A 24,317-nucleotide genomic window follows, 5' to 3' on the forward strand; every position below is an offset into this window, starting at 1 on the left:
AATGCCCGATTGAGGTCATGACAGAGGTAGTGGCGTTGCAGCATGATGCACCTGCTTCAATCCAGTAACCGTGTTGCACTCAGCTTCTGCAACCGCCCCTGTCTCCCGGCATCGGTAGCGGCGGCAACGATAGCCCTGGCGGAGGGCGATGTTGCTAGGGGTGTTCGCCAGGTGCGTCGTAACCTCGATAAAGGTGTGCAGCATGGCGCTAAGGAAGTTCACAGGGGTGTCACTCAAGACGACAAGGAATAATTGGACAACGGCGTGAAACACCTCGATCGGGTCCGTCACCAAGAGGAGTATCTGAAGAAAGAATCAAAAAGCACCCCTATCCCCAAATCGTCTGCATAACCTGTTGACGAAGAAATGGGGTAGGCGTGGTCAAAGCGTCAACTTTCCCTTTGTCGAGAATTGCAGTGGACCCGAACCTGGCATGTCAACGCCCCTATCGCTCGCTTGACTGGCTGAACTTCTTTCTTGCGGACGTGCGGGACGGCTTGGGTCCTTACTTGGCCATCTACTTGCTGGCTGTCCACCAGTGGCAGCCTGCTGAGATCGGTCTGCTGATGACCGTCGCGGGTGTTGCCGCGCTCATTGCTCAGACACCTGCAGGCGCGTTGATAGACCAGATTCGAGCCAAGCGAGCAGTCGTCGCGGGCGCTGCCCTTCTGGTAACCGGCAGTTGCCTTTTACTGCCAGCGATAACGTCGTTCGGACTGGTCGCCCTCACTCAAACGTTCAGTGCCGTCGCGGGTTCGGTCTTCGCGCCAGCCATCGCCGCGATTTCGCTGGGGATGACCGGACCACGCGCCTTCACCAGGCGCATGGGGCGTAATGAGACGTTCAACCATGCGGGGAACGCCTGTTCGGCCCTGCTGGCGGGATGCCTGGCATACGGATTCGGTCCGGTGGTCGTGTTTTACCTCATGGCGGGTATGACAGTGGCCAGCATCATCTCGGTGTGGCTCATCCCGGCCGAGGCCATCGATCAGGATGCCGCTCGTGGACTAGGGCATACAGCCGCTGGTGAGCAAGCTCTGCCGGTGAACATGGCATCGCTGTTTCTCCATCGTCCACTGCTGATATTCGCGGTCTGTTGTGCTCTGTTTCACTTGGCGAATGCAGCGATGCTGCCGTTGGTTGGGCAGAAGCTTTCCCTGACAGATTTACGTCTGGCCACTCCGCTGACTTCTGCCTGCATTGTCGCCGCACAACTGGTGATGATGCCCATGGCGCTGCTGGTTGGCGCTCGCGCCGATCAATGGGGACGCAAGCCTCTGCTTCTGGCGGGGTTCTTTATCCTCCCGCTGCGCGGCGCGCTGTATGTCGTGTCCGATGATCCCTACTGGCTGGTTGGCGTCCAACTGCTCGACGGCATCGGGGCCGGAATTCTGGGGGCACTGTTTCCCATCGTGGTGAAAGACCTTACTGAAGGAACCGGACGCTTCAACGTCAGCCTGGGAGCGCTGACCACCGTGTTCGGTCTGGGAGCCGCCTTGAGTCCCGGGATCGCCGGGTTCGTCGTCCAGGCGAAGGGGTATGACGCAGCCTTCCTGACGCTCGCAGCCATTGCGAGTGCGGCGTTTCTCTTGCTTGGGTTTGCAATGCCGGAAACGCGCAAAATCGTCAATGCTCCGGACGACTTGCCGCTCGTGACTGAGTCATCGAATGTCCGTAGCCACTTCTGACGTGCCCATCTGGGCCATTTCCGCTCTCGCTACCGGTTGCGTCATCTCGCGTCCGTGGCGCGTGCCCGAGTATGTCTGGGCCTCTGCGGCCTCGGTCATTCTCATCGTCCTCGGACTCATCCCGCTGTCCACTGCCCTCAAGGCGATCGCTGAAGGTGGCGACGTCTACCTGTTCCTGATCGGTATGATGGTGCTGGCGGAGCAGGCAAGGCAGGAGGGGCTATTCGATTGGTTGGCCAGGTATGCAGCCCGACATGCCAATGGTTCAGGACAGCGCCTGTTCGACCTGGTGTTTCTGGTTGGCACCCTGGTCACGATTTTTCTGTCGAACGATGCCACCGCCGTCGTCCTGACGCCGGCCGTCTACGCGGCCTGCAAGGCAACGAGAGCCGAACCGCTGCCCTACCTGTTCATCTGTGCCTTCATCGCCAATGCAGCCAGCTTCGTGCTCCCGATCTCCAACCCGGCCAATCTGGTGGTGTTCGGTCGTCATATGCCGCCGCTGTGGGAGTGGCTCACGCACTTCAGCCTGCCTTCACTTGCAGCGATCAGCCTGACCTACCTGGCATTGCGCCTCTCGCAACGCAAGCAGTTGCAAAAGCCACTGGCAGTAGCGGTGGAACTGGCTCCCTTGTCCGCTGGCGCTCGTTTATGCGCGCTTGGCATTGTGCTGACAGGGTCAGTGCTGCTGACGGCTTCGGCGCTTGACCTGCAATTGGGGCTTCCCACCTTCTGCGCGGGCATAGCGACCACTGCGTTGATTCAACTAAGGCAGCGTCGCAGTCCGCAGCCCGTATTGCAGCACGTTGCCTGGGGCGTAATTCCACTGGTAGCAGGGCTGTTCGTACTGGTGGAGGCCGTTGCGCAAACCGGCTTGATCGAGTTGCTAGCGCATCGTCTTGCGGCTTTCGCCAACCATTCAGCTTCCCGTGCGAGTTGGGTGGCCGGGGTGACCGCCGCCATCTCAAGCAATCCCCTGAATAATCTCCCCACCGGGTTGATAGCAGGGGCTCTGGGCAATGTGGTCGACCTGCCCACGCAAACTACTGCGGCATTGCTTATCGGCGTTGACCTGGGCCCCAATCTTTCCATTACCGGGTCACTGGCCACTTTGCTGTGGCTCGTCGCAATTCGCCGAGAGGGTGAACACGTGAGCGCCATGCGCTTCCTTTGTCTTGGAGTGCTGGTAATGCCGCCCGCTCTCGCTGGTGCCCTGCTCACTCTGGCCTACTGAATCCAGAGCGTCCCATAGTGCTCCTCCGACGGTTAGTAGCGGATACTTGATGAGGAAGTGCGGTTGGATGGAGCGGTCGAGCACTATCTATCTGGGCATGAAGCCCAACTGCCAAGGGCGAGGGACGAAGTGGACGGTCACGGCCAATGTGCATGCCAGCGCACAACTCACCGCCATGGCCATTAAACCTAAATGCTGCTCCAGCAGCGCCCCCGCTGCGCCTCCCAGCAGCATCCCGCTCCAGGGAACGAGCTGCACCCGCCAGCCATTGGGCCGCTCCCCTAACAGCCAGCGCCCCAGGCCTCTGCCAAAGCGAGACAGTGCTCCTGTCACGTAAGTGAGGCCGATGGCCATGCCATTCACTTGCTCCACTACCGCGTTCAGCATCCCCATTGAAACGATCGCCGATACGAAAGCAGGAAGCCTGCAGTCCGCCGGCCAAATAGCAGCAAATCCAAGGAGAGCGGCAACAACGAGGAGGAGGGGAGCGGCGCGTCGCTTGAACCAACGAGCCAGGACGATACCGAATGCGTTACCGGCAACGAAGCAGATCACCGCGAGCGAAAGTCGCCACAAGGTAGCTGGATCATGGTCGCTGACAGCGACGGCCAGGCGTGTGGTATTGCCGCTCATGAAGGAGACGAAATCACCTGTGGCCAGAAAGCCGATCGCATCGGTCATTCCCGCCAGCACTGAAAGGCCTGCAACCAGCCCCAGCCCGACACGCCCACGCAGCACATGTAGTCGCGCCCTTGTCGCGCTGCGAGGCTTCGGAGCATGAGGCAGCATTTTGGGTACCGTCGGTTTGGATGAGTGCTTGGAGAACGGCGGACGTTAACCTTGCGCTGTAGGAATTTCGTCTTCGCTGATGCAATGCTCGATCTCGGTTACCTTGCGCAATGCCAGATCGGCACTGGGGTAGGCACCATAGATACGCCCTTGGTAGAAGACCACCCAGACGAAACCCAACACCTCCGAGCCTGAGAGTTCCCGGACCAGTATCTGGAGTCTGGAGGGCAGATCGTCGATATGCATCTGCGCCATACCGCGAAGAATCATGGCTAATCACCCCTTCCTCAGTCGGCGATATTGTCGATTCATGACGACGGATGGGCAATACGACGGAAGTTTGAAACACGGACAACGTTGGCTTGACGATGGCGTCGTTTTAGTCGACCAACTGGCTTCGGAAACCTTAGGGGGCGGAGGCTCTGGACTAAACGCGGACGCAATGTCCGCCTTTGGCCGATTCCTGCCGGCAACAACCAGCAGAAATCGGCCTCTTTTGCTTTGACTCCAGGCCGATCAGGTGCCGGTCTTGATCTTGGTCCAGCTGCGCGTACGCACGCGTTCAAGCCGCAGGGGCAGGGTTTCCAGCGGATAGAGGGTGCTCATGATCTCTTTGGACGGGTAGAGCGCCGGGTTGTCGCGCAGAGGGGCGTCGATCAGGGCGGTGGCGTCCTTGTTGCCGTTGGGATAGCCCACATAGTTGGAATTCTGCGCGGTGATCTGAGGCCGCAGGATGTAGTCCATGAACGCGTACCCCTGCTGCGGATGGGGCGCATCTTTCAGCAGTACCATGTTCTCCATCCATACCGGCGCGCCTTCGCGAGGGATGCTGTAGGCGATCCTGATGCCGTTGTGGGCACGCTCGGCAGTCTGCTGGGCGCTGTACACCGAACCACCCCAGCCGACCACCGCGCAGATGTTGCCGTTGGCAAGGTCGGAGGGAAACTTCGACGAGTCGAAGTAGCGGATGTACGGACGGATGTCGCGCAGCAGCGCTTCGGCCTTGTCGTAGTCGTTCGGGTTCTTGCTGTTGGGCGGCAGGCCCAGGTAGTGCAGGGCGATGGGGATGATCTCTACCGGCGCGTCGAGCATGGCCACGCCGCAGGCGCTCAGCTTGCTGATGTTTTCCTTCTTGAAGATCAGGTCCCAGGAGTTGACCGGCGCGTTGGCACCCAGCGCCTGGGTGACCTTGTCGACGTTGTAGCCTATGCCGGTGGTGCCCCACATGTAGGGTACCGCGTAGCGGTTACCGGGGTCGTTCACCTGCAGCTTCTTCAGCACTTCCGGGTCCAGGTGCGGCCAGTTGGCCAGCTGCGTGCGGTCCAGTTCCTGCAACACACCGGCCTTGACGAAGTTGGGCAGCAGGTCGTCCGGGACCATGACCACGTCGTAGCCGCTGCGGCCAGCCATCAGCTTGCTTTGCATCACCTCGGCATCGTCGAAGACGTCCTGCACCAGGGTGATCCCGGCGGCGGCCTGAAGCTGCTTGGCCGTGTCTGGGGCGAGGAAGTCGGACCAGTTGTACAGGTGCACGGTCGGCTGCTCGGCCTTAGCATTGCCCAGCACGAGCAAGGAGGCCAGGCCAAACGAGAAGAGAAGCGGGTGTTTCATGCAGGGCTCCTGGCCGGCCTGTCCTGCTGTGGACGGCCGGCAGTCTGTTTTTGTTGGCAGGTAGCGAAAAGCGCTGGGGTCAGGGAATCAACAGTTCATGACGCCCATCGGCGTGCTCGATGCGTTCCCCCGGCAGGCGGAAGCGCTTCTCCGCCTGGTAGTCGTAAAGCTCGCGGGCACGGGCGATCTGCCCGAAGTCCAGTTCGACGAAGTGCCGGCACTCGCGGTTACCGGCCTCGAACAGGGTATGCCCGAAGGGATCGACCACGGCGCTGCAGCCGGCGAAGGTGATCTCGTCCTCGCCATCGCCCACGCGGTTCACCACCGCGGCGAACACCTGGTTCTCCTGGGCGCGCGCGGCGATCGAGGTGCGGTGCACGTGCCCGTAGGGCTCCATGTTGCCATCGGTGACCAGGATCAACTCGGCGCCCAGCTCCGCCAGGGCACGGGCGCTTTCCGGGAACTCGCTGTCGTAGCAGATCAGCAGGCCGATTCGCACGCCGCGCCATTGCAGGGTGGCGTAGCGGTCGCCGGGCAGTACCAGCCCCGGTTCGGAGACCCACAGGTGGGTTTTGCGATAGCTCAACAGCAGCCCTTCGGGGGCGACGAATACGGTGGTGTTGTAGAACTGGCCGCCGTCGTTCTCGATCAGCCCGACCACCACCGCCACGCCGCGCTCGCGTGCCGCGCGCTGGATGGCCGAAACGCTAGGGCCGTCCAGCGCTTCGGCGTTGGCGGCGATGTTCTGCGCATTGAGGAAGCCGGTGATCTGTGCTTCGGGGAAGATGACGATATCGGTGTCCGGCGAGCAGCCGGCGATGGCTTGCAGGATGCGGTGGAGGTTGTAGCGGGTGTCGCCGTCGCGGGCGGCCTGTTGCACGAGTTCAAGCTTCATTGTTCGGACCTTGTCGATGAACCGGGGCCGGGCGGAAAAGTCGGTGACATCTGCGCCAGGCCAGTGCAAGTATGCGAGCCGCCATCGAATTTCCTATTCCGCCGTTTAGCTAACCCTGGGGGTACATGCATGGAATTGACGCTCCTGGACGTAGCCTGGCACCGCGCTTTCGGGCAGCTCGCCGAGCGCCTGGACCAGCCGGATTTCTGGCGCGCGCTGGCCGATGTGCTCCACCAGCATGTGCAGCTCGGCAGCTGGGTGGCGCTGCTGTTCAGCGACGAGCGCCCGCGCATCTTCGCCGAAAGCCCCTACGAGGGCGGCGGGCCCGATCCGTTGTTCCACGACTATGTGCAGGGCCTGTATCTGCTCGACCCGTTCTACATCGCCAACCGCGAGAGGCCGGCGAGCGGCCTGTTCCGCCTGACCGAGGTGGCGCCGGAGTGCTTCGGCGATACTGAGTACTACCGGCTGTACTTCACCCACAACGTGGTGCAGGACGAGGTGCAGTACAACGTCTGCTTGAGCGGCGGACGCACTGTGTGCCTGTCTCTGGGCAGCCGCACGCGCTTCGAGCCGCAGCAGATCGCGTTACTGGATTTGGTCCGCCCTTGGGTCTGCGGACTAATGCGTCAACGTCTGTTCTTCGAGGCCGGCGTCAGCGAGCCGCCGAACTCATCGAGTGGGCACTGGCAGGGAAATCTGGAAGAGATGATGACGCGCCTGGGAACCCCGTTAACCGACCGCGAACTGGACGTCATCCGGCTGGTCTTGAGTGGCTGCTCCAATAAGGAAACCGCGGCAAAGCTCGACATTTCCTCCGAGACAGTGAAGGTCCATCGTCGCCACGTCTACGCCAAGCTCAAAGTTAAGTCGCAGGCGGAGCTGTTCAAGATATTCCATAAGGCGCAGACCAGGGCCTGAACTAGAGCGGTGTGCGGGGCGGGATGTCGGGCAAGAGTGCAGATTCATTTTCCACTTTAAGCGTCCGCTATTGGCCGTTTTCTGCCCTAATTGAGCTTTAGGCCCTCTTCAGTCAGACGAACAGCCCTAACCAGAACGATGCAAGAACCAGAAGCTGGCCGGCGGTCACGTACTTCCCATAAGCAGCACCGCCGCTCCACCAAGAGAGCAGGCACTTGCTGAGGGTGTTACCGCTCAGTGCCGTCAGGGCTGCGGGGGCGAGCTGAGTGATGGACATTTGACCTGATGCGACCAGCGATGCAATCGAGGCGATGGCGGCGTGGGCGTCGCCCAGTCCGCTGACGAGGGCTACCGCAAAGACACCCTTGTCGCCCGCCAGGTGCAGCAATGCGGAGGACAACAGCGAAATGCCGGTCAGCACCACAGTGATGACCAGTGCGCCCTTGAGATTGAAGACCCGTTTGTTGGTGGGGACGGGCTGGTCGGTGCTCGAACCTCGCCATGGGGCAATCAAGCCTAATCCGAAGACAGCGGCCGACGTCCCACCAAGCAACATCGATGGCCAGACCAGCGTCAGGAACCGTGCATCGATGGCGATCAGTACCAGCGCGAACTGAACGATAGTCGCCAAGTTGGATAGCACCGCCGCCGCAGCGTACTCCCTGTGCGAATTGCCCGCCGCCTTGGCCTGCCGGCCAATCACTGCGATGGTTGCAGCGCCGGAGGCGAATCCGGAGGCGATCGCTCCTAGCGCGATACCGTAACGCGCACTGGTCATGCGCAACGCTATGTGCCCGAGGGCCTCCACCCCCATCAACAACAGGGTGAGTGTGCAGATGGTGCGGGGATTGAGGGCCTCAAAGGGGCCAATGAATCGATTTGGCGTCAGCGGCAGTACGACCAGGGCGACCGTCAGCAGGATCAAGCCATCGCGGACTTCCGTTTCGCTCAACTGCTGCAGCACGAAGCGGTGAAGTTCGTCGCGCAAGGCCAGCAGGATGGTCATCAACACCCCGACGGCCGCTGCCAGCTCGGGTTGCGTGGCACTGAGTGCCCCCAGCAAGAGCACGAGCAGCATGGCGATTTCCCCGGTGATACCGGTTCCCCAGGGCTGGTCGCGATAGGAAACACACAACAGCAGGCAAAGCGCGATGCCCATGACGCCCACCAGTACTGGGCCAAGCAATGCCATGCTGGTGAATCCCAGCAGGGCCGCGGCCGCGAAGCTTCTCAGGCCATGTGTGGCACCGCTCCTGCCTTGGCCTTTCCTGCGCTCGCGCACCAGGCCCACCAGCATGCCAATGCCCAGTGCCACCGCACCATGAGTGAAATTCAGCGCGTCGAGCATCTTCGTTGGCCGAGTGGCATCGTCGAGTCTCCCTCTAAGCTGCGTGGCGACTCCTCAGCGCACCCTCGGTCCGAGGGGAGAGCCCGTCACCCCGGTCATGGCTGTTCCGCGCTGCCAGGTTGCAGCCTGGGATGGCCGGTCGCGTCCGCGCCGACTGCCACTAGACCACCTGACATGCGGTACAGCAGGCGCTCGGTGGTGCTGCCCAGGATGCGGTCCAGCCCCAGCCGGCTCTGCATGCCCATGACCACGACATCGATCCGATGGTCGTCCATGAAGTTGGCAATGCCCTGGGTGGCAGGGCCGAGGACGAAATGGCGGTGTTCCATGGGAACGTGCCAGCGGTCGGCCAGATGGTTGAAGGTGCGGTAGAGCGAGATGCGGACCTGCTCGGCATAGCTGGAGTCCCAGCTGCTGCTCAGCGTGGCCGAGTCGTAGTCGATGGCGCTCGGCAGGTCGCAGGCGTGGAGAAAATGCAGTTCTGCGCCGCACAGGCTTGCCAGATTGCGCGCGGCTTCGATGATCCCTTCATTCAGCCCGCTAGCTAGCAGCTCCGGTCTGGCGACATCCAGTGCGGCGGCCACCTTCAGCGGCAGCGGATTGATTGCTTCTGCCACTAGATGCAATGGAACCTGGCAGGCTCTGAGCAGGCGATAGTCCAGCGGTGTGACAAAGACCCTGCGTAATGCCGCCTCGTGATGAACGTTCTTGATCACCAAGTCCGCCTTTAGCGTCGCCACGCGATCAAGAATCTCCCGGCAGGGCTCGGCGCTCCAGAGGGTTTCGCAGGTGACATCCATCCCGGTGCTGCGTAGCTCGTGCGCGTCACGCTCGACGTCGACGCGGCATTGCTCAAGCAGTTCGTCGCGCAGATGATCGGAAAGAAACGGCATGCCCAGGCGTGGTTCGAGGAACATGCCGATATGCAACGCGGCATGACTTCTACGGGCAATCGCCAAGGCTCTTCGATAGGCGGCCGATTGCCGCCAGTGAGGGGCGGCGATGAAGAACACTTTATGATACTGGTCCATGGTCTTCGCCTCTGGCGCGGCCCACTTCAAGTGCAGGCTGGAACGGGGTGCGTTGCGTGACTTTGATGCCCATCAAAATCTGCGATTGCCACTCCATCCTCGATGTCTTGTCATGCCCCCACTGCGAGTACGCTGCCGGGAATCTGGTCGAGGACATGCTCCGTGGTGCTGCCAATTAATCGCTCTACGCCAGTGCGGTGCACGCGGCCCATCACGACCACATCCATCTCGTTCTCCTGGGCGAAGCGTGAAACTCCGCGCAGTGGCGTCCCCATCAGAAAGTGGCGTCGCTCCTGCGGCACGCCATGATCGTCCGCCAGGTGGACGAAGGCCTGGTGCAGGGAGGCGCGCATATCCTCCACCAGGTCGACCCAGGCCACCGCGCCTTCCGCACGGTTGGCCATGTAGGCGGGCATGCAGTCATAGATGTACAGCAGGTGCAGTTGTGCGTTGCATTGCAGCGCCAGGCCATTGGCCGCCGCAATGATGCGATCGTTGATACCGTTGATCAGGGTTCGTGGATCTGCCGGGTCGACCGCCGCAACGATGCGCCGGGGCAGGGGATGCTGCGCGCTGTGCACCAGGTGCAGCGGTTGCTGGCACTCGCGTAACAGGAACCAGTCCAGTGGAGTAGCGAAGGAGCGCTTGAAAGCAGACTCATGCTGGATGTCCTTGATCACCAGGTCCGGCTGCAGTTCGCCGATGGCCTGTAGCAGATCGGTACGCAGATCGGTCGTCCACAGGACGGACGAGGTCATCTCCACGCCCACGCCGCGACCACGTTGTAAACGGCATTCGTTTTCCCAACGCTCGCGCTGGGCTATCAGCATGTTCTCACGCGCATCGTTCTGTACGTGCCTGGCCAGCAGACTGAAGGTGGCGAACGGCTCCACGCAGGCAATGACATGCAGGCTGGCCCCGCATTGCCCTGCCAGGGCGGTGGCACGCTGCAAAGCCGGGGTATCGTGACGGTCGGGATGGGCGATCAGCAGCAGTTTCTGGATCTGGCTCATGGTGCACCTCGCAAGCATGAACGGGCAGGATCGAGCGGCGGAGACCAGCACCGTCGCTGCGCAGCCCCACCCTGAATGGGGTGGTATCGCCCTGGTTCTCATGCCGTCAGGGAGAGGGCGCTCCCGGCGGGAGCGCCAACGCATCACTTGGCGGTCTTGACCGGAATGATCTTCTCCGGATGCACTGCTTCCGCCCGCTTGGGCAACTGAACCTGCAATACGCCCTTGCTGAAGCGTGCCTGGATCTTCTCGGGGTCCACTTCGCGGGGGAGGCGGAACACTCGCTCGAAACTTCCGTAGCGGCGTTCCGAGAGGTGGTATTCCTTGCGGGTTTCGTTCTTCTCTTCCTTCTTCTCGCCCTTGATGATGAGGCTGCCGTTGGCCAGCTTGACCTCGATGTCCTTCTCGTCCATGCCGGGCAACTCGGCGTTGATTCGGAACTCATCCGCCTGCTCGCTGACGTCCACTGCGGGTAGGCCATGGGAGAAAGGTTCGCGGCGCCAGAACTGGTCGGCATCGAACGGACTGTGGCTGAAGGGGAGCCTTAGCGGCGCGCGGCCGAAGTCGTCGAAGAGGCTGTCGATCTGGCGGCGCAGACTATCGAAAGGACGCCACGGGTGGAACGGGTTGGCGGGCGACTCCGAAGGCTTTGTCGGTTGTTGGGGAACGGTGCTGACAAGTACTTTTTTAGCGGGCTCGGACATGATGAATTCCTCCGCAGGAAAAAGGATCGCCTCACTGGCGAGGCCGTTCGATTCTGCGACCCTGATACCGTCCGACTTTGATGCCGATCAAATACCGCTCCGGCGGTCACATTGATTTTCCCGGACGTAACTTGATGGCGATCAAGGTGATTGGCCTGCGGCTTCTTAGCCTGAGTCAAAGCCGGCGTACCCTGCCGGCGGTTGCCGTGGAGGCGCGGCATGGAATGGCAGACGATTGGCCGCGCGCGGGTGCTGGAGGAGCTGTCCATCTCGGACTCGACGCAATGCCTGCGTGTGAAGCTGGACGATGACGAAACACAGTCGATCATTCCTGGCCAGTACTGCTTGCTGGATGATCGTGTACAAGCTGCCAGGGCCTTCAACTACGTCAGTCTGCCGGGGCGTGATCGTCTCTGCATCCTGGCGGCCAGCCGGCGCGGAGTGCCGCTGTGCACGGATGGCCCGTTGCTTTATCGCGGCCCACTGGGGGTGGGCTGGCCGTTGCCGTTTGGCGTTTCCCGCCTGCTGGTTTTTGCCTGCAATGCTGGAATCCTGGCCGTGGCAGCCGCCATCGACGAATTCGCCTGCTGGCTGCCCTGGGTACAACTGGTGCTGGTTGAGGACGCATCCAGCCAGGCGTGCCTGCCCGACGATTGCCGCCGCTGGCTGCATTCGCTGGGGTTGCTGACCTCGCCAGTCGAGGATTGCCCTCTGGAGCGGTTGAGAGCGCAGCTGAGCCGGCAGTTGCCCGACCTGGTCTACTGCTCCGCGCCTGCACCGCTGGCGCTGAAGGCCGCCCGTCTTTGTCTATGGCATGGCGTCCCGGCGTATCGAATCTGGGTACGGGCCGAGTGCGCGCTGCCGGGAGCGGGAAGTACGTCCCTGTCAGCTGCAGACGGCCCGGTACTGCGCTTCGATCGCTTGAGCGGACGCATTTGATCGGCATCAAAGTACGACATCCTGGGCAAGCACAGGCTCATAGCGACACGTCCAACCGCTATGCGCCGGAGGCCTCATGAACGCCTATGCTCGCCTGCTGCTGATCTGCGACCCTGATCTCCACTATTCCCCGGCGCTGGCCCGCGCTCAGGCACTGGCGGGCGCCTTCGATGCGCGCCTGCACATCGTAGTTTTGGGAAGCCTGCCAACTGGTCTGTCGGTGCTCGATTACAACGCCCGGCAGAGAGTTCGCGAAGAGATCCAGGAGCGGCAGCGCATCTGGCTCGACGATCAGTTGGAGCTGTTGCGTGGTCATGGGATCGATGCCAGCGCCGAGGCCGTCTGGAGTGACGACGCACTGGAGGACATCATTGCGTTGGTCCGGCGGCATCACATCGATCTGCTGCTCAAGGACACGCGCTATGAGCCCGCGCTGAGCCGTGCGCTGACTCATCCGCTGGATTGGCAGCTTCTGCGCCAGTCGCCTGTGCCGCTCCACCTGGTCAGCCAGGCCACTCATCCTCTGCCGCGCAAGGTGGTCGCCGCCATTGATCTCTCCCAGGATGATCCGGAGGTCGACCAGTTGAACCAGCGTATCGTCGAAATGGCACAACAGTTCGCAGGTCAATGCGATGCCGAGCTTCACTTGCTGCAGGCTTACGACGTCAGCGCCGGCTTCCTGGCCTATGCAGCCGGACCGGTGGCCTGGACGCCGGAGGTCGCGGAGCTGGCCGCGGGACGCTCGCGCCAGCAGATGGAGCGCATCGGTAGCCAGTTCAATGTGGGGCGGCTATGCCAGCATTTCGTCAAAGGCAGCGCCACGCGGGTGATCGCCGAGTTCGCTGAGCAACAGCACATGGATGTCGTCGTCATGGGCACGCTCTATCACGCCGGGCTGGCGAAAGTCATCGGCAGTACCACGGAGCAGGCGCTGTACCGGGTGAACTCCGGCATCCTGGCTGTTCGACCCTGAGGCTGGATCATGAAAGTGCTGGCGTTTCTCGTCGCGCTGTTCACCGTCTGGGCGATTGCTTGCGTCGCTTGGATTGCGTTGCGCTATACGCCTGCCGGTGGCGACAGTCAGTACGTGTTTCTCTGGGATCGCTGGGAAAACCGAGTGTGTCTGGTATCGATCGGCGAACCGTCCCACATCATCTGCGACCTTCGCTCGCTCTGGGTCGAATCCCCAGCAAAGGGCGGGCCCATGGCTCAGCGTCCATGACAGCGGCCCGGTGAGCAGGCTCAGCCGGCGCGCCGGCGTTCAGGGTCCGAGCGTTGCACCTGGGGCCATGCATGTGGCGCCGTAAGGCGCTGATGCAGTTGCTCCAGATAGTCTCGGGCCTGACGCTCATTGGCAAAAGGCACCCGGTATTGATCGAGTTGGACGTAGCAGCGGCCGTCGCTGGTGCAGAGAAGTTGCGTGCGCATTGTTGCCTCCCCGCCTCACGGCGCCGGCTGCAGTTGCAGGGTGTGAATGGTCTGGGTGGAATCCATTGGGTCCTGGCGGCTGGTGAAGCCTAGGAAATGCGCCAGTTCGTGCATCGCGCTGTTGGCTGCTGCGTCTACCGAATACATCTGCTGTAGCCCTTGCTGCCTGGCCGTTTCGATCAGATGGCGCATCAGCGCCACGGCCAGCCCGCGATGACGCCAGGCATCCGCCACGGTGACCGCACATTCGCACTGGTGGGAATCGGCGCAACGTGCGTACCGGCTGATGCCGATTTCTACCAGTTCCCCATTCTGGTGCGTCAGGGCCACGTAGGCGACGCTATCCTTGAAATCCACCGCCATCAATTGGTTCAGAAACGAGGGGCTGACTTCTTTCATGGTGCAGAGAAAACGGAAGTGACGCGCTTCGGGCGACAAGTGCGCGATGAAATCCGCTTCACGCTGGCGATCCTCCGGCCGCAACGGGCGGATCAGTACGTGGGTTCCATCCGGTAAGGCCTCGACCCAGTGTTCATCGAGACCATCGTCTTTGGCTTGGGAGTGGCTGGACATGAAAACCTCCTGGCGCAGTGCCGATATGCGGGTAAGCCGCTGACTCACTTGTACGCCGCGAAGGTTGGGTGAATTTGATCGTGATCAAATGGCGGTAATCTCATCGCCTCCGGCTGCCAACCGGCCGCCGCAGAGGGCTCGTCAACCTTTCACCGGCTTCAGCGGTGGGACGTGTTTTCTCTCCTTTCTGGAAGTTGTCAGCCGTTCCAGCAGCGCCGCCAAAACCGTCTGCACCTCGTGCTGGGCTTCCGTCCTGGCTGAGAGCCACCCGTTGATCAGTGGACGAAGCGACTGGTCCTTGTCGCCGCTGGTGCACCACAGGCTCAGGTCATGTTCATTGCCCAGAATCGACTGGGCGCGCTTGAGGTCGTTCAGCAGTGCATCGTCTGGCCTGACCCAGTTGGCATAGCTCTCGCACAGGTAGCGCACGCGCTTGATGCGCAGACGAATGGCGTGCCAGTCGTGGGGACTATCGTGGGATTTTTCCAGCACCTCGCGAAGCTGCACCAGATCGCGTTTCACCCGACGCCTGACGAGCTTGCGAATGTTCTTGAGATCGCTGCCGGAGCGGATCTTGCGAAACGCGGCGGGCCAACGCTCCAGCTCACCGAGCACTCGTTTGGCAATTGGCTTGCGCAAACACAGCCGAACGCTCTGTTCCACATACGCCCGGCGTCTGCTGGCTTCTGCCTGCCAGCCCAGTCGCTCCAGTTCCTGAGCTAGTACCTGGGCATCCCGTAAGCCACTGGTGCTCGTCAGCAGCGCCGCGGCGGCCTGATCCAGGACCGCCAGCTCCGGCCACTGGCGCAGCGGACGCAGCAGACTGCGCACACCTCGCAGCGTGATGCGCAGGTCGTGCAGCGCCTCACCGTCACTGGCGCTCTCGATGCATTGTGCGGTGTACAGATAATCCACTTGCAACCCAATGAGCCGGGCAATCAGAAAGTCGGTGCTGCTGGCTGGCATACGGGATGGTGCTAGGGGGAACGCTCTGTCTGGGCGCATGGTGACCTCCGGCGGCGCCAGCACCAACTGGCACGCTCGGAGCAGCCTCCGCCGGGGAAGGCCGCGGCGCTTTGATGCGAATCAAACAGGCGTTCTGGCGGCTGAAGAGGGCAACTCCAGGCGGGCAGACTCAGCGATTTTCGCTTGCGGCACCTTGCTCCTCGATCCCGCTCAATCGGCAAAGCTCTTGGTGGTTGAGCAAATGCACCTCCCGACCCTCGCATGCGATCAGGCCCGTCTGCACGAAGCGAGTGAACAACCGGCTGATGGTTTCCAGGGTCAGATCGAGGTAATTGCCGATATCACCACGCGTCATGCACAGCGTGAAACGGTCCTGGCACAGTCCGCGCTGCTGGTAGCGCGCCGACAGGCTCAGCAGAAACTGGGCCAGCCGCTGCTCGGCACGCTCGCGGTTGCAGCGAATGTGTTCGTGCTCGCCGTGGATACCCTGACTGAGGATATGCAGTAATTGGTGGCGCAGCCCGGGAATGCGTCCGGAGAGGTCCTCCAATTGCTCCAGGTCGATGGCGCATACCAGCGAAGTCTCCAGAGCCACCGCGAACCCTCGGAAGGACGGCGCCCCAATTGCATCCAGCCCAATCATTTCGCCGGGCAGGACAAAGCCGGTCACCTGCTGATCACCATTGGACTCAAGCAGGTAGGTCTTCAGCGCTCCCGAACGCAAGGCGAATACCTGCCGCATCGGTTCGCCGGCTCGAAATAGGTACTCCCCTTTGTGCAGCGGCCGGTTGCGGCGAACTATGCGGTCCAGCTCCGCAACCTCACCTTCGGTCAGGCTGGCGGGAAGGCAAAGGCGGCTCAGCGAACAGGCAAGGCAACTGACCTGGAAGAGCTGGGATGGGCGTTGACTGTCAGTCATCACGTAAGCCCCGGCATACGGGCGTTCTAGCCATTCTAGCCGTTTCGCTTCGTGGCCACGCAGCCTTCGACAAACGGAGGTGGTTTGGCTTCAGAATAGTGTCGGTAGTGAAGGTGAACTGCCTAGGCAGAAGCCGCTACAGCGAGACTGCCCGATTCCGATCCGTAGCGGACATCAGTGCTCAGGAAGCAGGAATGACCCGCAGCGTTGCGCGAAGTCCGCCGGAGGGTAGATTGCTCAACTGTACGCTGCCTCCAAGCCGCTCCATGATCATCGCCACAATGGACAGGCCCAGTCCGGCGCCGTTCTCAGAACCTTTGCTGTAGAAGCGTTCGAAGACACGCTCCAGGTCTTCCTGGTCGATGCCAGGCCCCTGATCTTCCACGTTCAGTACGATGGCGTTGCCTTCACGGTGTAGCGTGACGTTGACTCGACCGCCAGCTGGTGAGTGATTTACTGCGTTTGCGACCAGGTTCTGCAGAGCAATGCCCAAAGCGCCTGCATCACTTTGAAGCTGATAGTCGCCCTCGGTGATTTCCAGAGACGGTTCCTGGCCTTGATCCAAAATCCAGGGTGTCATCTCCGCCAATGTCTCCGTCGCCACTGCAGTGACATCGACCGTCACCCAGTTGCGTTGCCCGAGTCGCGGCTCGATTCTCGCCATGGTCAGTAGCTGGTTTACCACTCGACTGAGACGATCCACACCACCAACCAGAAACTCCAAGGCTTTATCTCGCTCAACATCGCTCCTGGCCTCAAGCGCGTTCTGCGCATGCAGCCGAAGGATTGCCAGGGGCGTACGCATCTCATGGGCGGCGTCGGCGATAAATCGATGTTCACGGCGCAGCAGCTCATCAATCTGCCCCAGCAGCCGGTTGAGCGCCGCCTGCATGGGTTCGAGCTCTCGAGGTAGGGGTACCAGCTGCAGTGGCTCCAGTGACTCTGCATGCCGCGCTCGGATGACGCGTGCCATGTTCTGCAACGGTTGCAGCCCCCAGCCGATGGCCAGCCATACCAGCAACGCTAACGCGAGGCTACCGATCAGGAAGGGAAATAAGGTGTGGCGGACTATGCGGCCGATCAGATCGTTGCGCACATCGTTGCGCTCACCGACCCAGATCATCAACTGGCGCTCTGGCACGGGAAGCACGAAGCTGCGCCATTGCTGCTCCCCCACCATGATGTTGGAAAAGCCGGGCTCGGTCAGCGGACGAGTGAAGCTTGGGGCGCTGACTGTATGTACCAGGACTTCACCGTTGATGCGCCACACCTGGAAGGCGAGTTTGCTCTCGTAGGGGTGACCGATGCGATGCTTGCCCGCCTGACTCAATGCTTCATTGAATGCCAGGTACAACGCATGGCGATCCTTGTCGCCTAGCGGCATGCTCATGACGCCTTGCAGGAGGCGCGCGTTCTGCGCCAGATGGGCGTCGTAGATCTCGTCGATCTCGTGGCTGCTGTCGTGATAGTTGTAGAGCGCAAGCAGGCTGGTACCGACCAGCAATAGCAGCATTACTCGCCAGAGCGTGCGTTGGCGCAACGAACTCATGCTTTGCCTTCCACCAGGTAGCCAATGCCGCGAACGGTGCGGATCAGATCGTTGAAGAGTTTCTTGCGCAGGTGATAGACATTCACTTCCAGCGTGTTGCTCTCGGGCTCTTCATCCCAGCCGTAAAGGAGCTGAGTGAGCCGCTCGCGGGTGAAGACCTTGCCGGGTTGGGACAGCAGTTCATGGAGCAACCGGTACTCTTTCGGGGTCAGCACGACTGGATGCCCCTGGTAGCTGACTTGCCGAGTGGCCGGGTCGAGTGTCACCCCGGCATGCTCGATCAGCACCTTGGCGCGACCGGCGCTGCGACGCAGTAGCGCACGCAGGCGAGCTTTCAGCTCGTTGAGGTCGAACGGTTTGACCAGGTAGTCGTCGGCGCCGGCATCGAGACCGGCGATGCGATCATCGGTCGCGTCACGGGCTGTCAGGATCAGCACGGGCACCGCATCGCCCCCAGCACGCAACCGGCGCAGCACCTCGATGCCATCCAGGCGCGGAAGTCCCAGATCCAGCACGACCAGATCGAAGGTCTCCTGCTGCAAGGCGTGCAATGCACTCACCCCGTCCTGCAGCCAGTCGATGGTGTAACCCTCCTGGCGCAATCCGTTGCAGATACCTTCCCCCAGAGCGGGATCGTCTTCGACTACCAGCAACCGCATGCTTAGTCCTGCTTGTCCTTGATCGTCTTGAGTAAAGCATCGATTTCGCCGCGTCGGCCCTGGTCGGCCACCTCACGGCCGGGCCGTGGCTGTGCCTGCAGTGCTTTCTGCAAAGCCGCACGCGCTTCGACGTAATGCCCTTGGCGATAGAGATGGTCACCCCAGAAGTAATTGCTGTCGATGCCTTCCGGATTCAACTGCAGCGCCTTGCGCAGCAGCTCATCTGCCTTGTCCGAGTCACCGAATCCGATGGGCCAGCCAGGCACTCGGTCATACAGTGCGCCGAGGCTGGTGTAAGCCGACCCCTGCAGAGCGTTTGGATCGAGAGCCAGGGCCTTCTCCAGGCTTGCTCGGGCAGCCTTGACCTTACCAAGCGCACCAAGCCCGCCCGTGGCACCGGCCCAACTGCTAGTCACGATTCCATTCCAGATCCAAGCTTCCGCAGCCTGGGGCTGCTCGCGGGTAAAGGTCTCCGCGTCGCCCGCCAGCTTTTCGAAAGCGGCTGCGCGTTGCGCCTCAGGCATCTGGTACTGGATTTGCGCCCAACGTTGCTGGATCGCGCTGAGGTGCTGGTTGCCAGTCTGATCGAGCGCCCAGGTCAGTGGGGAGAAGGCAATGAGGCTGGCGAGTATCAGGCGTTTCATTTGCTGTGCTCCTTGGCGTTGGCATCGCTGTAACGGCGGATCAGTGGGAGCTGCTTGCGCAACGCGCGGTCAACCACGCCGGGCAGCATGCCGTTGAGGCGCACGAAGAGTTTTTCAGGCCATCCCAGGTACAGCTCGTTGCGTTGCTGTTGCACCGCATCAAGCACTGCCCGCGCGACATCGACCGGATCATCCATCCCTACTTTCAGCGCTTGGTTGAGCGCGGTGGCGGCTGAAGTGTTCATCGATGTACGGGTGGCACGTGGTGCCGCGTAGAGTACGTCGACCGTGGTATCAGCCAATTCGCGTCGAAGCGCCTCGGAGAATCCGCGCAAGGCGAACTTACTGGCGCTATAGGTCGCGTAGCCGGGATAGCCGATGGAGCCGTAGATGGAGCCGACGTTGACCACCAACGCATGAGGCTGCTCGCGCAACAATGGCAGCAGCAGGCGGGTCAGCTGCAGGGGGGCCTTGATGTTGAGATCCAGCAGGTCGTCCAGCGTGTCCTCATCGATCTGCTCAAGCAGGGCGAAGCGGTTTACGCCTGCGGCGTTGATCAGCACGTTCACGCCGCCCATGGCCCAGGCAGCGGTGGCTACCTCCTGCCGGCCACTCCTGGTACGAAGATCGGCAGAGTGCCAGCGCAACTGATTGGGATAACGGTTCATGAGCACCGCCAGACCGCCAAGGTGCCGGCTGATTGCCAGTACTCGGGCGCCACCAGCACACAGCTGGCTGGCCAGTTCCAGCCCAATGCCGCCGCTGGCACCGGTCAATACCACCACCGATTCACGCAAGCGCATGCTGCACCTCTGGCTGGTGGGCTCGCGGTAGGCCTTGGAACATATCGGTGTACAACTGGTAGACGACCTTGGCGGAATGAATCACCGCCTCTTGATCTTCCGGACGATCCAGGCGGTTCATCAGCTCGCGATAGGTTGCCATGTGATCCTGGTCGAGCGCGCCGTGGGAGCTCAGGTAGCTGAATGCCGTCGGCGGTAGACCAAGTCCTTGCTGAATGCTGCCGGCGGCCTGGGTAGCGAGGGCGATACTGGTACCTTCGAGGACATTGACCATACCGAACAGGCCGACAGGATTGTCGCGGGCGATCAGGTCATAGAGGAAGGCCACCATCAGCTCGATCGGTAGGCTGGGGCGGCTGTTACGTACCTGCTCCGGGTCGCCTCCGCAGGCTGCGATGTCATTGAGAATCCACTGCTCGTGGCCGTACTCCTCCTCGATGTATTCGCAGACTGCACCGCGCAACCATTCAAGTCGGCTGGGCAGACGAGCGCCGCACGCCATCATCAGTGGCACAGTATGGCGAACGTGGTGATAGGCCTGAGTGAGGAAGGCGATGTAACCCTCCAGGCTGACAACGCCACCCAGGGCATCACGAATGACAGGGACGCTGAAAAGTGCCTGGCGTTCCTGAGTGGTGGCTGATTGGAGAGTATCGAAGAAGTTCATGGCAGACCTCAGAGTTGCGAGAGTTCAGTGATGAGGGGCTGGTGGCGACGGAGGATTTCCTGGCGGCGCGGTCGGCCGTTACTGGTAAGGGTTCCGTCAGCACCGCTAAAGGGGCTGGGTAGGCGTCTCCAGGCATGAACCCGTGCGTAATCGGGTAAGCCAGCGTTGCATTGCTGCACGGCCTGCTCGATGAGTTCGTCACTGATGCTTGGGTCGATGGGCCAGAGCAATGCGAAGTTGCGCGGCAGCCCCTCGCCGTGAACGAAGGCCTGGAGGATTACGCCTGTCTGGGAAAGCTCGGCCTCGATCCACTCGGGATTCACGTTGCGACCGAAGCTGGTGATGAACTGGTTCTTCTTGCGGCCCGCCAGGTAGAGGAAGCCAGCGGCGTCGAAATGGCCCAGATCGCCGGTTGGCCACCATTCCTCGTCGAAAGAAGGTTCGCCCAAGTAGCCCAGCAGGGTAGAACCGCGAACCAGCACTTCCCCGTCATCAGCGATACGCACCTGGACGTGCGGCAGAGGGCGGCCCACGCTGCCTGGATGCTGATTACCAGGGCGGTTCAGGCAAACCACGGAGGCGCATTCGGAGAGCCCGTAGCCTTCGAAGACCGGAAGGCCCACTGCTTCGGCGCGCTCCAGCAAGCTGCTCGCGACTTTGGCACCACCTACTGCGACGAAACGCAGGGGGCCGACTTTCATCATGCCTCGCTCGATGGCGGTGACCAGGCCAAGCAGGAGTTGCGGTACCAGAATCAGGCTCTCGGCGCCGCTAAGTGCAATGGTGCCGAGGAAGCGTTTCCAGTCGACCTGACTGGCGCCACCGATGCCCATCTGCGCTTGCGGGTAGAGCGTGATGCCGGCTCCCGCCAGTAGGGCAGCATAAATGCCGAGGTTCTCCAGCAGGACGGCCAGCGGAAGCACTGCGAGGTACTTCGAGGGCTCGGTGGGACGGCTCGCCGCTTCGAGCTCCTGTGCGACGCACAGCAGTGACGCGGCGCTCAGGCATACGCCCTTGGGCGACCCAGTGCTACCGGAGGTGTAGGTGATCTTGGCAGTGCCTGCAGGTAGATCGGCGTCGACAACGGCCGGCCGCTCCCAGAAACGCTCGCCTGGTGTGAAACCAGCTGCTCGCAGATCTTCTGCGAAGGAGTCGTTGGCAACGGCGAGCGTCGCCTGGGTCTGCATCAAGCAATGCAGGCGCTGTGCGGCACTGAAGAAGGGCGGGAGGATGACGCAAGGGCGCTCAGCCAAGAGCGCGGCCAGATCCCAAAAGAGCGCTTCGGGGCCGTTCTCCAGTGCGAGGGCAAACGGCCCTTCGGGTTGCTCTCGCAGCCATGCTTCGCGACGTTCAACTTCAGCCAGAAGCTGCGCATAGGTGACGTTGCCAGTGATTCCGCGTACAGCCACTTTCGACGCATGCTCCGTGGCGTGCGCCTGCAGCACCTCACGAAAGGCATTCAGTTCATGCGGCATGGCCGGCCTCCTGCAGCAGCATCGGGAAGCCCATGCGCTTGTACACACCCGTGCGCTCCAGCTCTTCATGGCCGTAACCGATGTTTCCTGCGTAGACCAGTGGATGCTGCGCGTAATAGCTGCCCCAGCTGGCCAGTTCGCCATTCAGACGACGCGGATCTGCTTCGGCGATGACGGTTGGTTCCAATCCCAATCGGTGGAAGCTGTTGACCAGGGTGGAGGCGCCGGTAAAGGCGACCCACTGCAGGTCGCGCGCAGCCAGCAGCCAGGTCACGGCAGTGATGATTACGCGCGCACTGCCTGCACTCAGGGCAGCAAGGTTGCCTACCTCGACCAACTGCTCACGCCCGACGGCACTACCTGCAAGCCGCGACACAACGCCCTCCAGCGGCTCGTCCAGGTAGTGCTCAAGAAACAGCGGCCCGTGACTGGCCGGACGAATGCCTGCGGCTGCGATCAAGCGCCCGTGGCTATCCTGAAGCCCGATGAGCTCCGGTAGATAGTGGTGGACGTCAGCGTGGTGGATGGACTCGAAGCGCGCGTGAATGAAGGTTTCAAGCTCCTCGCGGTCGGAGTCGCACTCGCGGCGCAAGGTCAGTCGAGCTTGTCGCTCGGCGACGGAGCCAAAGTGGAATGGAAACAGGCTGCTCCATTCGTGCTGGGTCATGGTGATCCCCCCAGGGGTCGTTCGATGAGGGGAGTATCAGCGGCGAATCTGAAAGTAGTCTGAAGTCGCTGAGAGTCAGCGGCGGTGGAAGCGAAATATCCGACATGAGTGTTTTAAGAGCATCTCCGGCCATAGAGTCTGGTCGGAGAGCCACTGGGACTAGGCGCGATGCACCCTAGTCCTTCACTCATGTGGAGGACAAATCATGGCCACACCCACAAAGAAAGCTCRCGAACCTTGGAACAAGGGCAAACTGGTCGGCCAGAAAGCACCRCTGMGACTYMGGGACATTTGGGCTATCAGAGTGCGRCTGGAAATCGCAAACAAGGATCGTGATCTGGCGCTGTTCAACCTYGCYATCGACAGCAAGCTACGAGCCTGTGATTTAACGAAGCTGCGCGTCAGAGACATCGCTCACGGTGATCATGTATCGACGCGTGCAATCGTCATGCAACAGAAGACCCAGCGGCCGGTGCAGTTCGAAATCACCGCTCAGACAAGAGCATCAGTTGAAGCTTGGATCCTTGCCGCTCGCCGTCGCAACGACGATTTCCTTTTTCCCAGCCGTGTTCGACATTCAGCGCACATATCCACGAGGCAGTACGCCCGCATAGTGAAAGCTTGGGTAACGACAATCGGTCTCGACCCCACGCTGTACGGAACCCATACGCTTCGTAGAACCAAAGCATCGCTGATCTATCGCAGAACGAAGAACCTGAGAGCAGTGCAGTTGCTGCTCGGCCATGCGAAGCTGGAGAACACAGTTAGATATCTGGGTATTGAGGTCGACGACGCTCTAGAAATGGCGGAGCAGACCGAGGTTTGACCTTTTCCACTTTGGCGCCGGGTTTCGAGCCGGCGCCTCCTTGAGTCAGCTAGCGACCCATAGCGGAACCTGCCGACGCGGCCAAGACCGGGCCTTAAGCGGGCCGTTCAGCGAAAGCTACAGCGATTCCGGCATCACCCACGAATGTGGCAAATTGGAGAAATGGCCTCATTGTGACCATGGAGCGCCGACCTGACCTGCCTGCCGCGAAGCCAGCCCCCATTCTGGAGGGTCTGGGAAACCATGCCAGGTGTTTTGGATCAGAATCAGTTCTTCGCCGTCGAATGTCGCGTAAAAGGCAATGTCATTCGAGACGAACCAGTCGCGATCACGACCAAAGATGCCTGACTGAGGAAAATCGCTCCATGGAGCGCGCGTCCAAGGGATTGGTTTCATCGCGCGTTCGTGAAAGCCTAGTTCCTGTGCGTCGACAGCCGCCCCTTTCATGTCCCACGGGTTCGGCTCCCACTCAGGGTGTATATCGTCTCGGCGGTAGATACTCATAAGAGCCATCACATAAGAGGTTGACGTCTGTTCGCGGGTCAGGCTGTAACCATCCGCTAGCTAGCCAACAACTCGGCCTTTCAAGCCGCAGACAATCGTTCTAACAACGATTGTCGACGATTCGGGGCATTAGGTCGAACGTCCGCTACTGGCCCAGACTGTGTAAAAACGCTGGCATCGACCTTGCTGTGATTTGATGGATTCAAATCAGCGGGGGGATGCCGATGAAGCGTTTTATCCAAGGAGAGCATCGCGGCCAAAGTGTGCTGCTTCCCGAGAGTCTGGATGACTACGTGGCGGACACCAACCCGGTGCGGGTGGTCGATGTGTTCGTCGATGAACTCGACCTTGCCCGGCTCGGTTTCGAGGGCTTTATCCCCGCAGAAACCGGTAGGCCTGCTTACCACCCCGCCGTCCTGCTGAAGATCTACATCTACGGCTACCTCAATCGCATCCAGTCCAGT

At 61.3% G+C, this 24,317-nt stretch carries 27 protein-coding genes; 8 read left to right on the plus strand and 19 right to left on the minus strand.

The features are described from left to right. Positions 1-416 precede the first annotated feature (416 nt). The gene (locus tag A9513_RS16740) at positions 417-1,688 is read left to right on the plus strand and encodes an MFS transporter (RefSeq protein WP_255302868.1); all 1,272 of its coding nucleotides are present in this window, start codon (positions 417-419) and stop codon (positions 1,686-1,688) included. Then, positions 1,669-2,922, plus strand: a complete 1,254-nt coding sequence (locus tag A9513_RS16745; RefSeq protein ID WP_065085119.1) for an arsenic transporter — start codon at positions 1,669-1,671, stop codon at positions 2,920-2,922. The genes A9513_RS16740 and A9513_RS16745 overlap by 20 nt, the downstream gene beginning before the upstream one ends. Positions 2,923-3,009: 87 nt before the next feature. Here A9513_RS16745 and A9513_RS16750 read toward each other — a convergent pair whose 3' ends face one another. The 4 genes from A9513_RS16750 to A9513_RS16765 form a co-directional block, all read right to left on the minus strand. Next, entirely contained in the window at positions 3,010-3,711 is a 702-nt protein-coding gene (locus A9513_RS16750) for a YoaK family protein (protein ID WP_037013622.1), read from the minus strand. 45 nt (positions 3,712-3,756) lie between these two features. Continuing rightward, the gene (locus A9513_RS16755; RefSeq protein WP_065085120.1) at positions 3,757-3,981 is read right to left on the minus strand and encodes a hypothetical protein; all 225 of its coding nucleotides are present in this window, start codon (positions 3,979-3,981) and stop codon (positions 3,757-3,759) included. Between the two features lie 246 nt (positions 3,982-4,227). Further along, positions 4,228-5,322, minus strand: coding sequence for a polyamine ABC transporter substrate-binding protein (locus A9513_RS16760; RefSeq protein ID WP_065085121.1), 1,095 nt, complete (start codon positions 5,320-5,322; stop codon positions 4,228-4,230). Between the two features lie 79 nt (positions 5,323-5,401). After that, positions 5,402-6,217, minus strand: a complete 816-nt coding sequence (locus A9513_RS16765) for a carbon-nitrogen hydrolase family protein (protein WP_037013619.1) — start codon at positions 6,215-6,217, stop codon at positions 5,402-5,404. A gap of 129 nt (positions 6,218-6,346) precedes the next feature. Here A9513_RS16765 and A9513_RS16770 point away from each other — a divergent pair, with 129 nt between their 5' ends. After that, positions 6,347-7,138 carry a LuxR C-terminal-related transcriptional regulator gene (locus A9513_RS16770; protein ID WP_065085122.1) on the plus strand — a complete coding sequence of 264 codons (792 nt, stop codon included), beginning with the start codon at positions 6,347-6,349 and terminating at the stop codon, positions 7,136-7,138. Between the two features lie 112 nt (positions 7,139-7,250). Here the strand turns inward: A9513_RS16770 and A9513_RS16775 are convergent, their stop codons facing one another. From A9513_RS16775 to A9513_RS16790, 4 genes are all read right to left on the minus strand, one after another. Continuing rightward, a complete protein-coding gene (locus tag A9513_RS16775; RefSeq protein ID WP_065085123.1) occupies positions 7,251-8,486 on the minus strand; it encodes a DUF4010 domain-containing protein in 1,236 nt (411 codons plus the stop codon). A 95-nt stretch (positions 8,487-8,581) separates the two neighbouring features. Beyond that, complete coding sequence (locus A9513_RS16780) at positions 8,582-9,517, minus strand: universal stress protein (protein ID WP_065085124.1); 936 nt, start codon at positions 9,515-9,517, stop codon at positions 8,582-8,584. Between the two features lie 110 nt (positions 9,518-9,627). Next, positions 9,628-10,530 (minus strand): universal stress protein, encoded by a 903-nt coding sequence (locus A9513_RS16785; RefSeq protein ID WP_065085125.1) that lies wholly within the window; start codon positions 10,528-10,530, stop codon positions 9,628-9,630. A 143-nt stretch (positions 10,531-10,673) separates the two neighbouring features. Then, entirely contained in the window at positions 10,674-11,234 is a 561-nt protein-coding gene (locus A9513_RS16790) for an Hsp20/alpha crystallin family protein (RefSeq protein WP_065085126.1), read from the minus strand. 219 nt (positions 11,235-11,453) lie between these two features. On the opposite strand from A9513_RS16790, the gene A9513_RS16795 reads away from it, so the two are divergent. From A9513_RS16795 to A9513_RS16805, 3 genes are all read left to right on the plus strand, one after another. Continuing rightward, positions 11,454-12,173: a hypothetical protein gene (locus A9513_RS16795; protein WP_024767059.1), complete on the plus strand. Its 720-nt coding sequence runs from the start codon at positions 11,454-11,456 to the stop codon at positions 12,171-12,173. Between the two features lie 76 nt (positions 12,174-12,249). Continuing rightward, complete coding sequence (locus tag A9513_RS16800) at positions 12,250-13,146, plus strand: universal stress protein (protein WP_024767060.1); 897 nt, start codon at positions 12,250-12,252, stop codon at positions 13,144-13,146. A gap of 9 nt (positions 13,147-13,155) precedes the next feature. Beyond that, positions 13,156-13,395 (plus strand): hypothetical protein, encoded by a 240-nt coding sequence (locus A9513_RS16805; protein WP_024767061.1) that lies wholly within the window; start codon positions 13,156-13,158, stop codon positions 13,393-13,395. Between the two features lie 221 nt (positions 13,396-13,616). Here the strand turns inward: A9513_RS16805 and A9513_RS16810 are convergent, their stop codons facing one another. The 10 genes from A9513_RS16810 to A9513_RS16855 form a co-directional block, all read right to left on the minus strand. Further along, the gene (locus A9513_RS16810; protein WP_037007794.1) at positions 13,617-14,174 is read right to left on the minus strand and encodes a GNAT family N-acetyltransferase; all 558 of its coding nucleotides are present in this window, start codon (positions 14,172-14,174) and stop codon (positions 13,617-13,619) included. A 141-nt stretch (positions 14,175-14,315) separates the two neighbouring features. Beyond that, positions 14,316-15,140, minus strand: a complete 825-nt coding sequence (locus tag A9513_RS16815; protein ID WP_052239125.1) for a CHAD domain-containing protein — start codon at positions 15,138-15,140, stop codon at positions 14,316-14,318. Positions 15,141-15,309: 169 nt separating this feature from the next. Further along, the gene (gene fnr / locus A9513_RS16820) at positions 15,310-16,059 is read right to left on the minus strand and encodes a fumarate/nitrate reduction transcriptional regulator Fnr (RefSeq protein WP_024767064.1); all 750 of its coding nucleotides are present in this window, start codon (positions 16,057-16,059) and stop codon (positions 15,310-15,312) included. A 181-nt stretch (positions 16,060-16,240) separates the two neighbouring features. Beyond that, complete coding sequence (locus A9513_RS16825; RefSeq protein WP_065085127.1) at positions 16,241-17,608, minus strand: ATP-binding protein; 1,368 nt, start codon at positions 17,606-17,608, stop codon at positions 16,241-16,243. After that, positions 17,605-18,267 (minus strand): response regulator transcription factor, encoded by a 663-nt coding sequence (locus A9513_RS16830; protein WP_024767066.1) that lies wholly within the window; start codon positions 18,265-18,267, stop codon positions 17,605-17,607. The genes A9513_RS16825 and A9513_RS16830 overlap by 4 nt, the downstream gene beginning before the upstream one ends. Positions 18,268-18,269: 2 nt before the next feature. Beyond that, positions 18,270-18,911, minus strand: coding sequence for a tetratricopeptide repeat protein (locus A9513_RS16835; RefSeq protein WP_065085128.1), 642 nt, complete (start codon positions 18,909-18,911; stop codon positions 18,270-18,272). Beyond that, the gene (locus tag A9513_RS16840) at positions 18,908-19,714 is read right to left on the minus strand and encodes an SDR family oxidoreductase (protein WP_024767068.1); all 807 of its coding nucleotides are present in this window, start codon (positions 19,712-19,714) and stop codon (positions 18,908-18,910) included. Before A9513_RS16840 ends, A9513_RS16835 begins: the two co-directional genes overlap by 4 nt. Further along, a complete protein-coding gene (locus tag A9513_RS16845) occupies positions 19,701-20,381 on the minus strand; it encodes a TenA family transcriptional regulator (RefSeq protein WP_024767069.1) in 681 nt (226 codons plus the stop codon). Before A9513_RS16845 ends, A9513_RS16840 begins: the two co-directional genes overlap by 14 nt. A gap of 8 nt (positions 20,382-20,389) precedes the next feature. Then, positions 20,390-21,856, minus strand: coding sequence for an AMP-binding protein (locus tag A9513_RS16850; protein WP_065085129.1), 1,467 nt, complete (start codon positions 21,854-21,856; stop codon positions 20,390-20,392). After that, on the minus strand, positions 21,846-22,523 hold the full coding sequence (locus tag A9513_RS16855) for a thermostable hemolysin (RefSeq protein ID WP_065085130.1): 678 nt from the start codon (positions 22,521-22,523) through the stop codon (positions 21,846-21,848). Before A9513_RS16855 ends, A9513_RS16850 begins: the two co-directional genes overlap by 11 nt. A gap of 205 nt (positions 22,524-22,728) precedes the next feature. Between A9513_RS16855 and A9513_RS16860 the strand changes: the two genes are divergently transcribed. Further along, positions 22,729-23,349 (plus strand): tyrosine-type recombinase/integrase, encoded by a 621-nt coding sequence (locus A9513_RS16860; protein ID WP_065085131.1) that lies wholly within the window; start codon positions 22,729-22,731, stop codon positions 23,347-23,349. 168 nt (positions 23,350-23,517) lie between these two features. On the opposite strand, the gene A9513_RS35600 is transcribed toward A9513_RS16860, so the two are convergent. Beyond that, the gene (locus A9513_RS35600) at positions 23,518-23,853 is read right to left on the minus strand and encodes a hypothetical protein (RefSeq protein WP_141678440.1); all 336 of its coding nucleotides are present in this window, start codon (positions 23,851-23,853) and stop codon (positions 23,518-23,520) included. 224 nt (positions 23,854-24,077) lie between these two features. Between A9513_RS35600 and A9513_RS16865 the strand changes: the two genes are divergently transcribed. After that, on the plus strand, positions 24,078-24,317 hold a 240-nt coding region (locus A9513_RS16865), incomplete at its 3' end, for a transposase (protein WP_141678441.1).

The organism is Pseudomonas sp. AU12215 (assembly GCF_001675465.2).
Classification (GTDB): Bacteria; Pseudomonadota; Gammaproteobacteria; order Pseudomonadales; family Pseudomonadaceae; genus Pseudomonas; species Pseudomonas nitroreducens.

Bases quoted from the DNA above. Each gene is read 5' to 3' on its own strand.
- A9513_RS16745 (WP_065085119.1), top strand. From the start codon at position 1,669: ATGTCCGTAGCCACTTCTGACGTGCCCATCTGGGCCATTTCCGCTCTC.
- A9513_RS16750 (WP_037013622.1), bottom strand. From the start codon at position 3,711: ATGCTGCCTCATGCTCCGAAGCCTCGCAGCGCGACAAGGGCGCGACTA.
- A9513_RS16755 (WP_065085120.1), bottom strand. From the start codon at position 3,981: ATGATTCTTCGCGGTATGGCGCAGATGCATATCGACGATCTGCCCTCC.
- A9513_RS16760 (WP_065085121.1), bottom strand. From the start codon at position 5,322: ATGAAACACCCGCTTCTCTTCTCGTTTGGCCTGGCCTCCTTGCTCGTG.
- A9513_RS16765 (WP_037013619.1), bottom strand. From the start codon at position 6,217: ATGAAGCTTGAACTCGTGCAACAGGCCGCCCGCGACGGCGACACCCGC.
- A9513_RS16770 (WP_065085122.1), top strand. From the start codon at position 6,347: ATGGAATTGACGCTCCTGGACGTAGCCTGGCACCGCGCTTTCGGGCAG.
- A9513_RS16775 (WP_065085123.1), bottom strand. From the start codon at position 8,486: ATGCTCGACGCGCTGAATTTCACTCATGGTGCGGTGGCACTGGGCATT.
- A9513_RS16780 (WP_065085124.1), bottom strand. From the start codon at position 9,517: ATGGACCAGTATCATAAAGTGTTCTTCATCGCCGCCCCTCACTGGCGG.
- A9513_RS16785 (WP_065085125.1), bottom strand. From the start codon at position 10,530: ATGAGCCAGATCCAGAAACTGCTGCTGATCGCCCATCCCGACCGTCAC.
- A9513_RS16790 (WP_065085126.1), bottom strand. From the start codon at position 11,234: ATGTCCGAGCCCGCTAAAAAAGTACTTGTCAGCACCGTTCCCCAACAA.
- A9513_RS16795 (WP_024767059.1), top strand. From the start codon at position 11,454: ATGGAATGGCAGACGATTGGCCGCGCGCGGGTGCTGGAGGAGCTGTCC.
- A9513_RS16800 (WP_024767060.1), top strand. From the start codon at position 12,250: ATGAACGCCTATGCTCGCCTGCTGCTGATCTGCGACCCTGATCTCCAC.
- A9513_RS16805 (WP_024767061.1), top strand. From the start codon at position 13,156: ATGAAAGTGCTGGCGTTTCTCGTCGCGCTGTTCACCGTCTGGGCGATT.
- A9513_RS16810 (WP_037007794.1), bottom strand. From the start codon at position 14,174: ATGTCCAGCCACTCCCAAGCCAAAGACGATGGTCTCGATGAACACTGG.
- A9513_RS16815 (WP_052239125.1), bottom strand. From the start codon at position 15,140: ATGCCAGCCAGCAGCACCGACTTTCTGATTGCCCGGCTCATTGGGTTG.
- fnr (WP_024767064.1), bottom strand. From the start codon at position 16,059: ATGACTGACAGTCAACGCCCATCCCAGCTCTTCCAGGTCAGTTGCCTT.
- A9513_RS16825 (WP_065085127.1), bottom strand. From the start codon at position 17,608: ATGAGTTCGTTGCGCCAACGCACGCTCTGGCGAGTAATGCTGCTATTG.
- A9513_RS16830 (WP_024767066.1), bottom strand. From the start codon at position 18,267: ATGCGGTTGCTGGTAGTCGAAGACGATCCCGCTCTGGGGGAAGGTATC.
- A9513_RS16835 (WP_065085128.1), bottom strand. From the start codon at position 18,911: ATGAAACGCCTGATACTCGCCAGCCTCATTGCCTTCTCCCCACTGACC.
- A9513_RS16840 (WP_024767068.1), bottom strand. From the start codon at position 19,714: ATGCGCTTGCGTGAATCGGTGGTGGTATTGACCGGTGCCAGCGGCGGC.
- A9513_RS16845 (WP_024767069.1), bottom strand. From the start codon at position 20,381: ATGAACTTCTTCGATACTCTCCAATCAGCCACCACTCAGGAACGCCAG.
- A9513_RS16850 (WP_065085129.1), bottom strand. From the start codon at position 21,856: ATGCCGCATGAACTGAATGCCTTTCGTGAGGTGCTGCAGGCGCACGCC.
- A9513_RS16855 (WP_065085130.1), bottom strand. From the start codon at position 22,523: ATGACCCAGCACGAATGGAGCAGCCTGTTTCCATTCCACTTTGGCTCC.
- A9513_RS35600 (WP_141678440.1), bottom strand. From the start codon at position 23,853: ATGAGTATCTACCGCCGAGACGATATACACCCTGAGTGGGAGCCGAAC.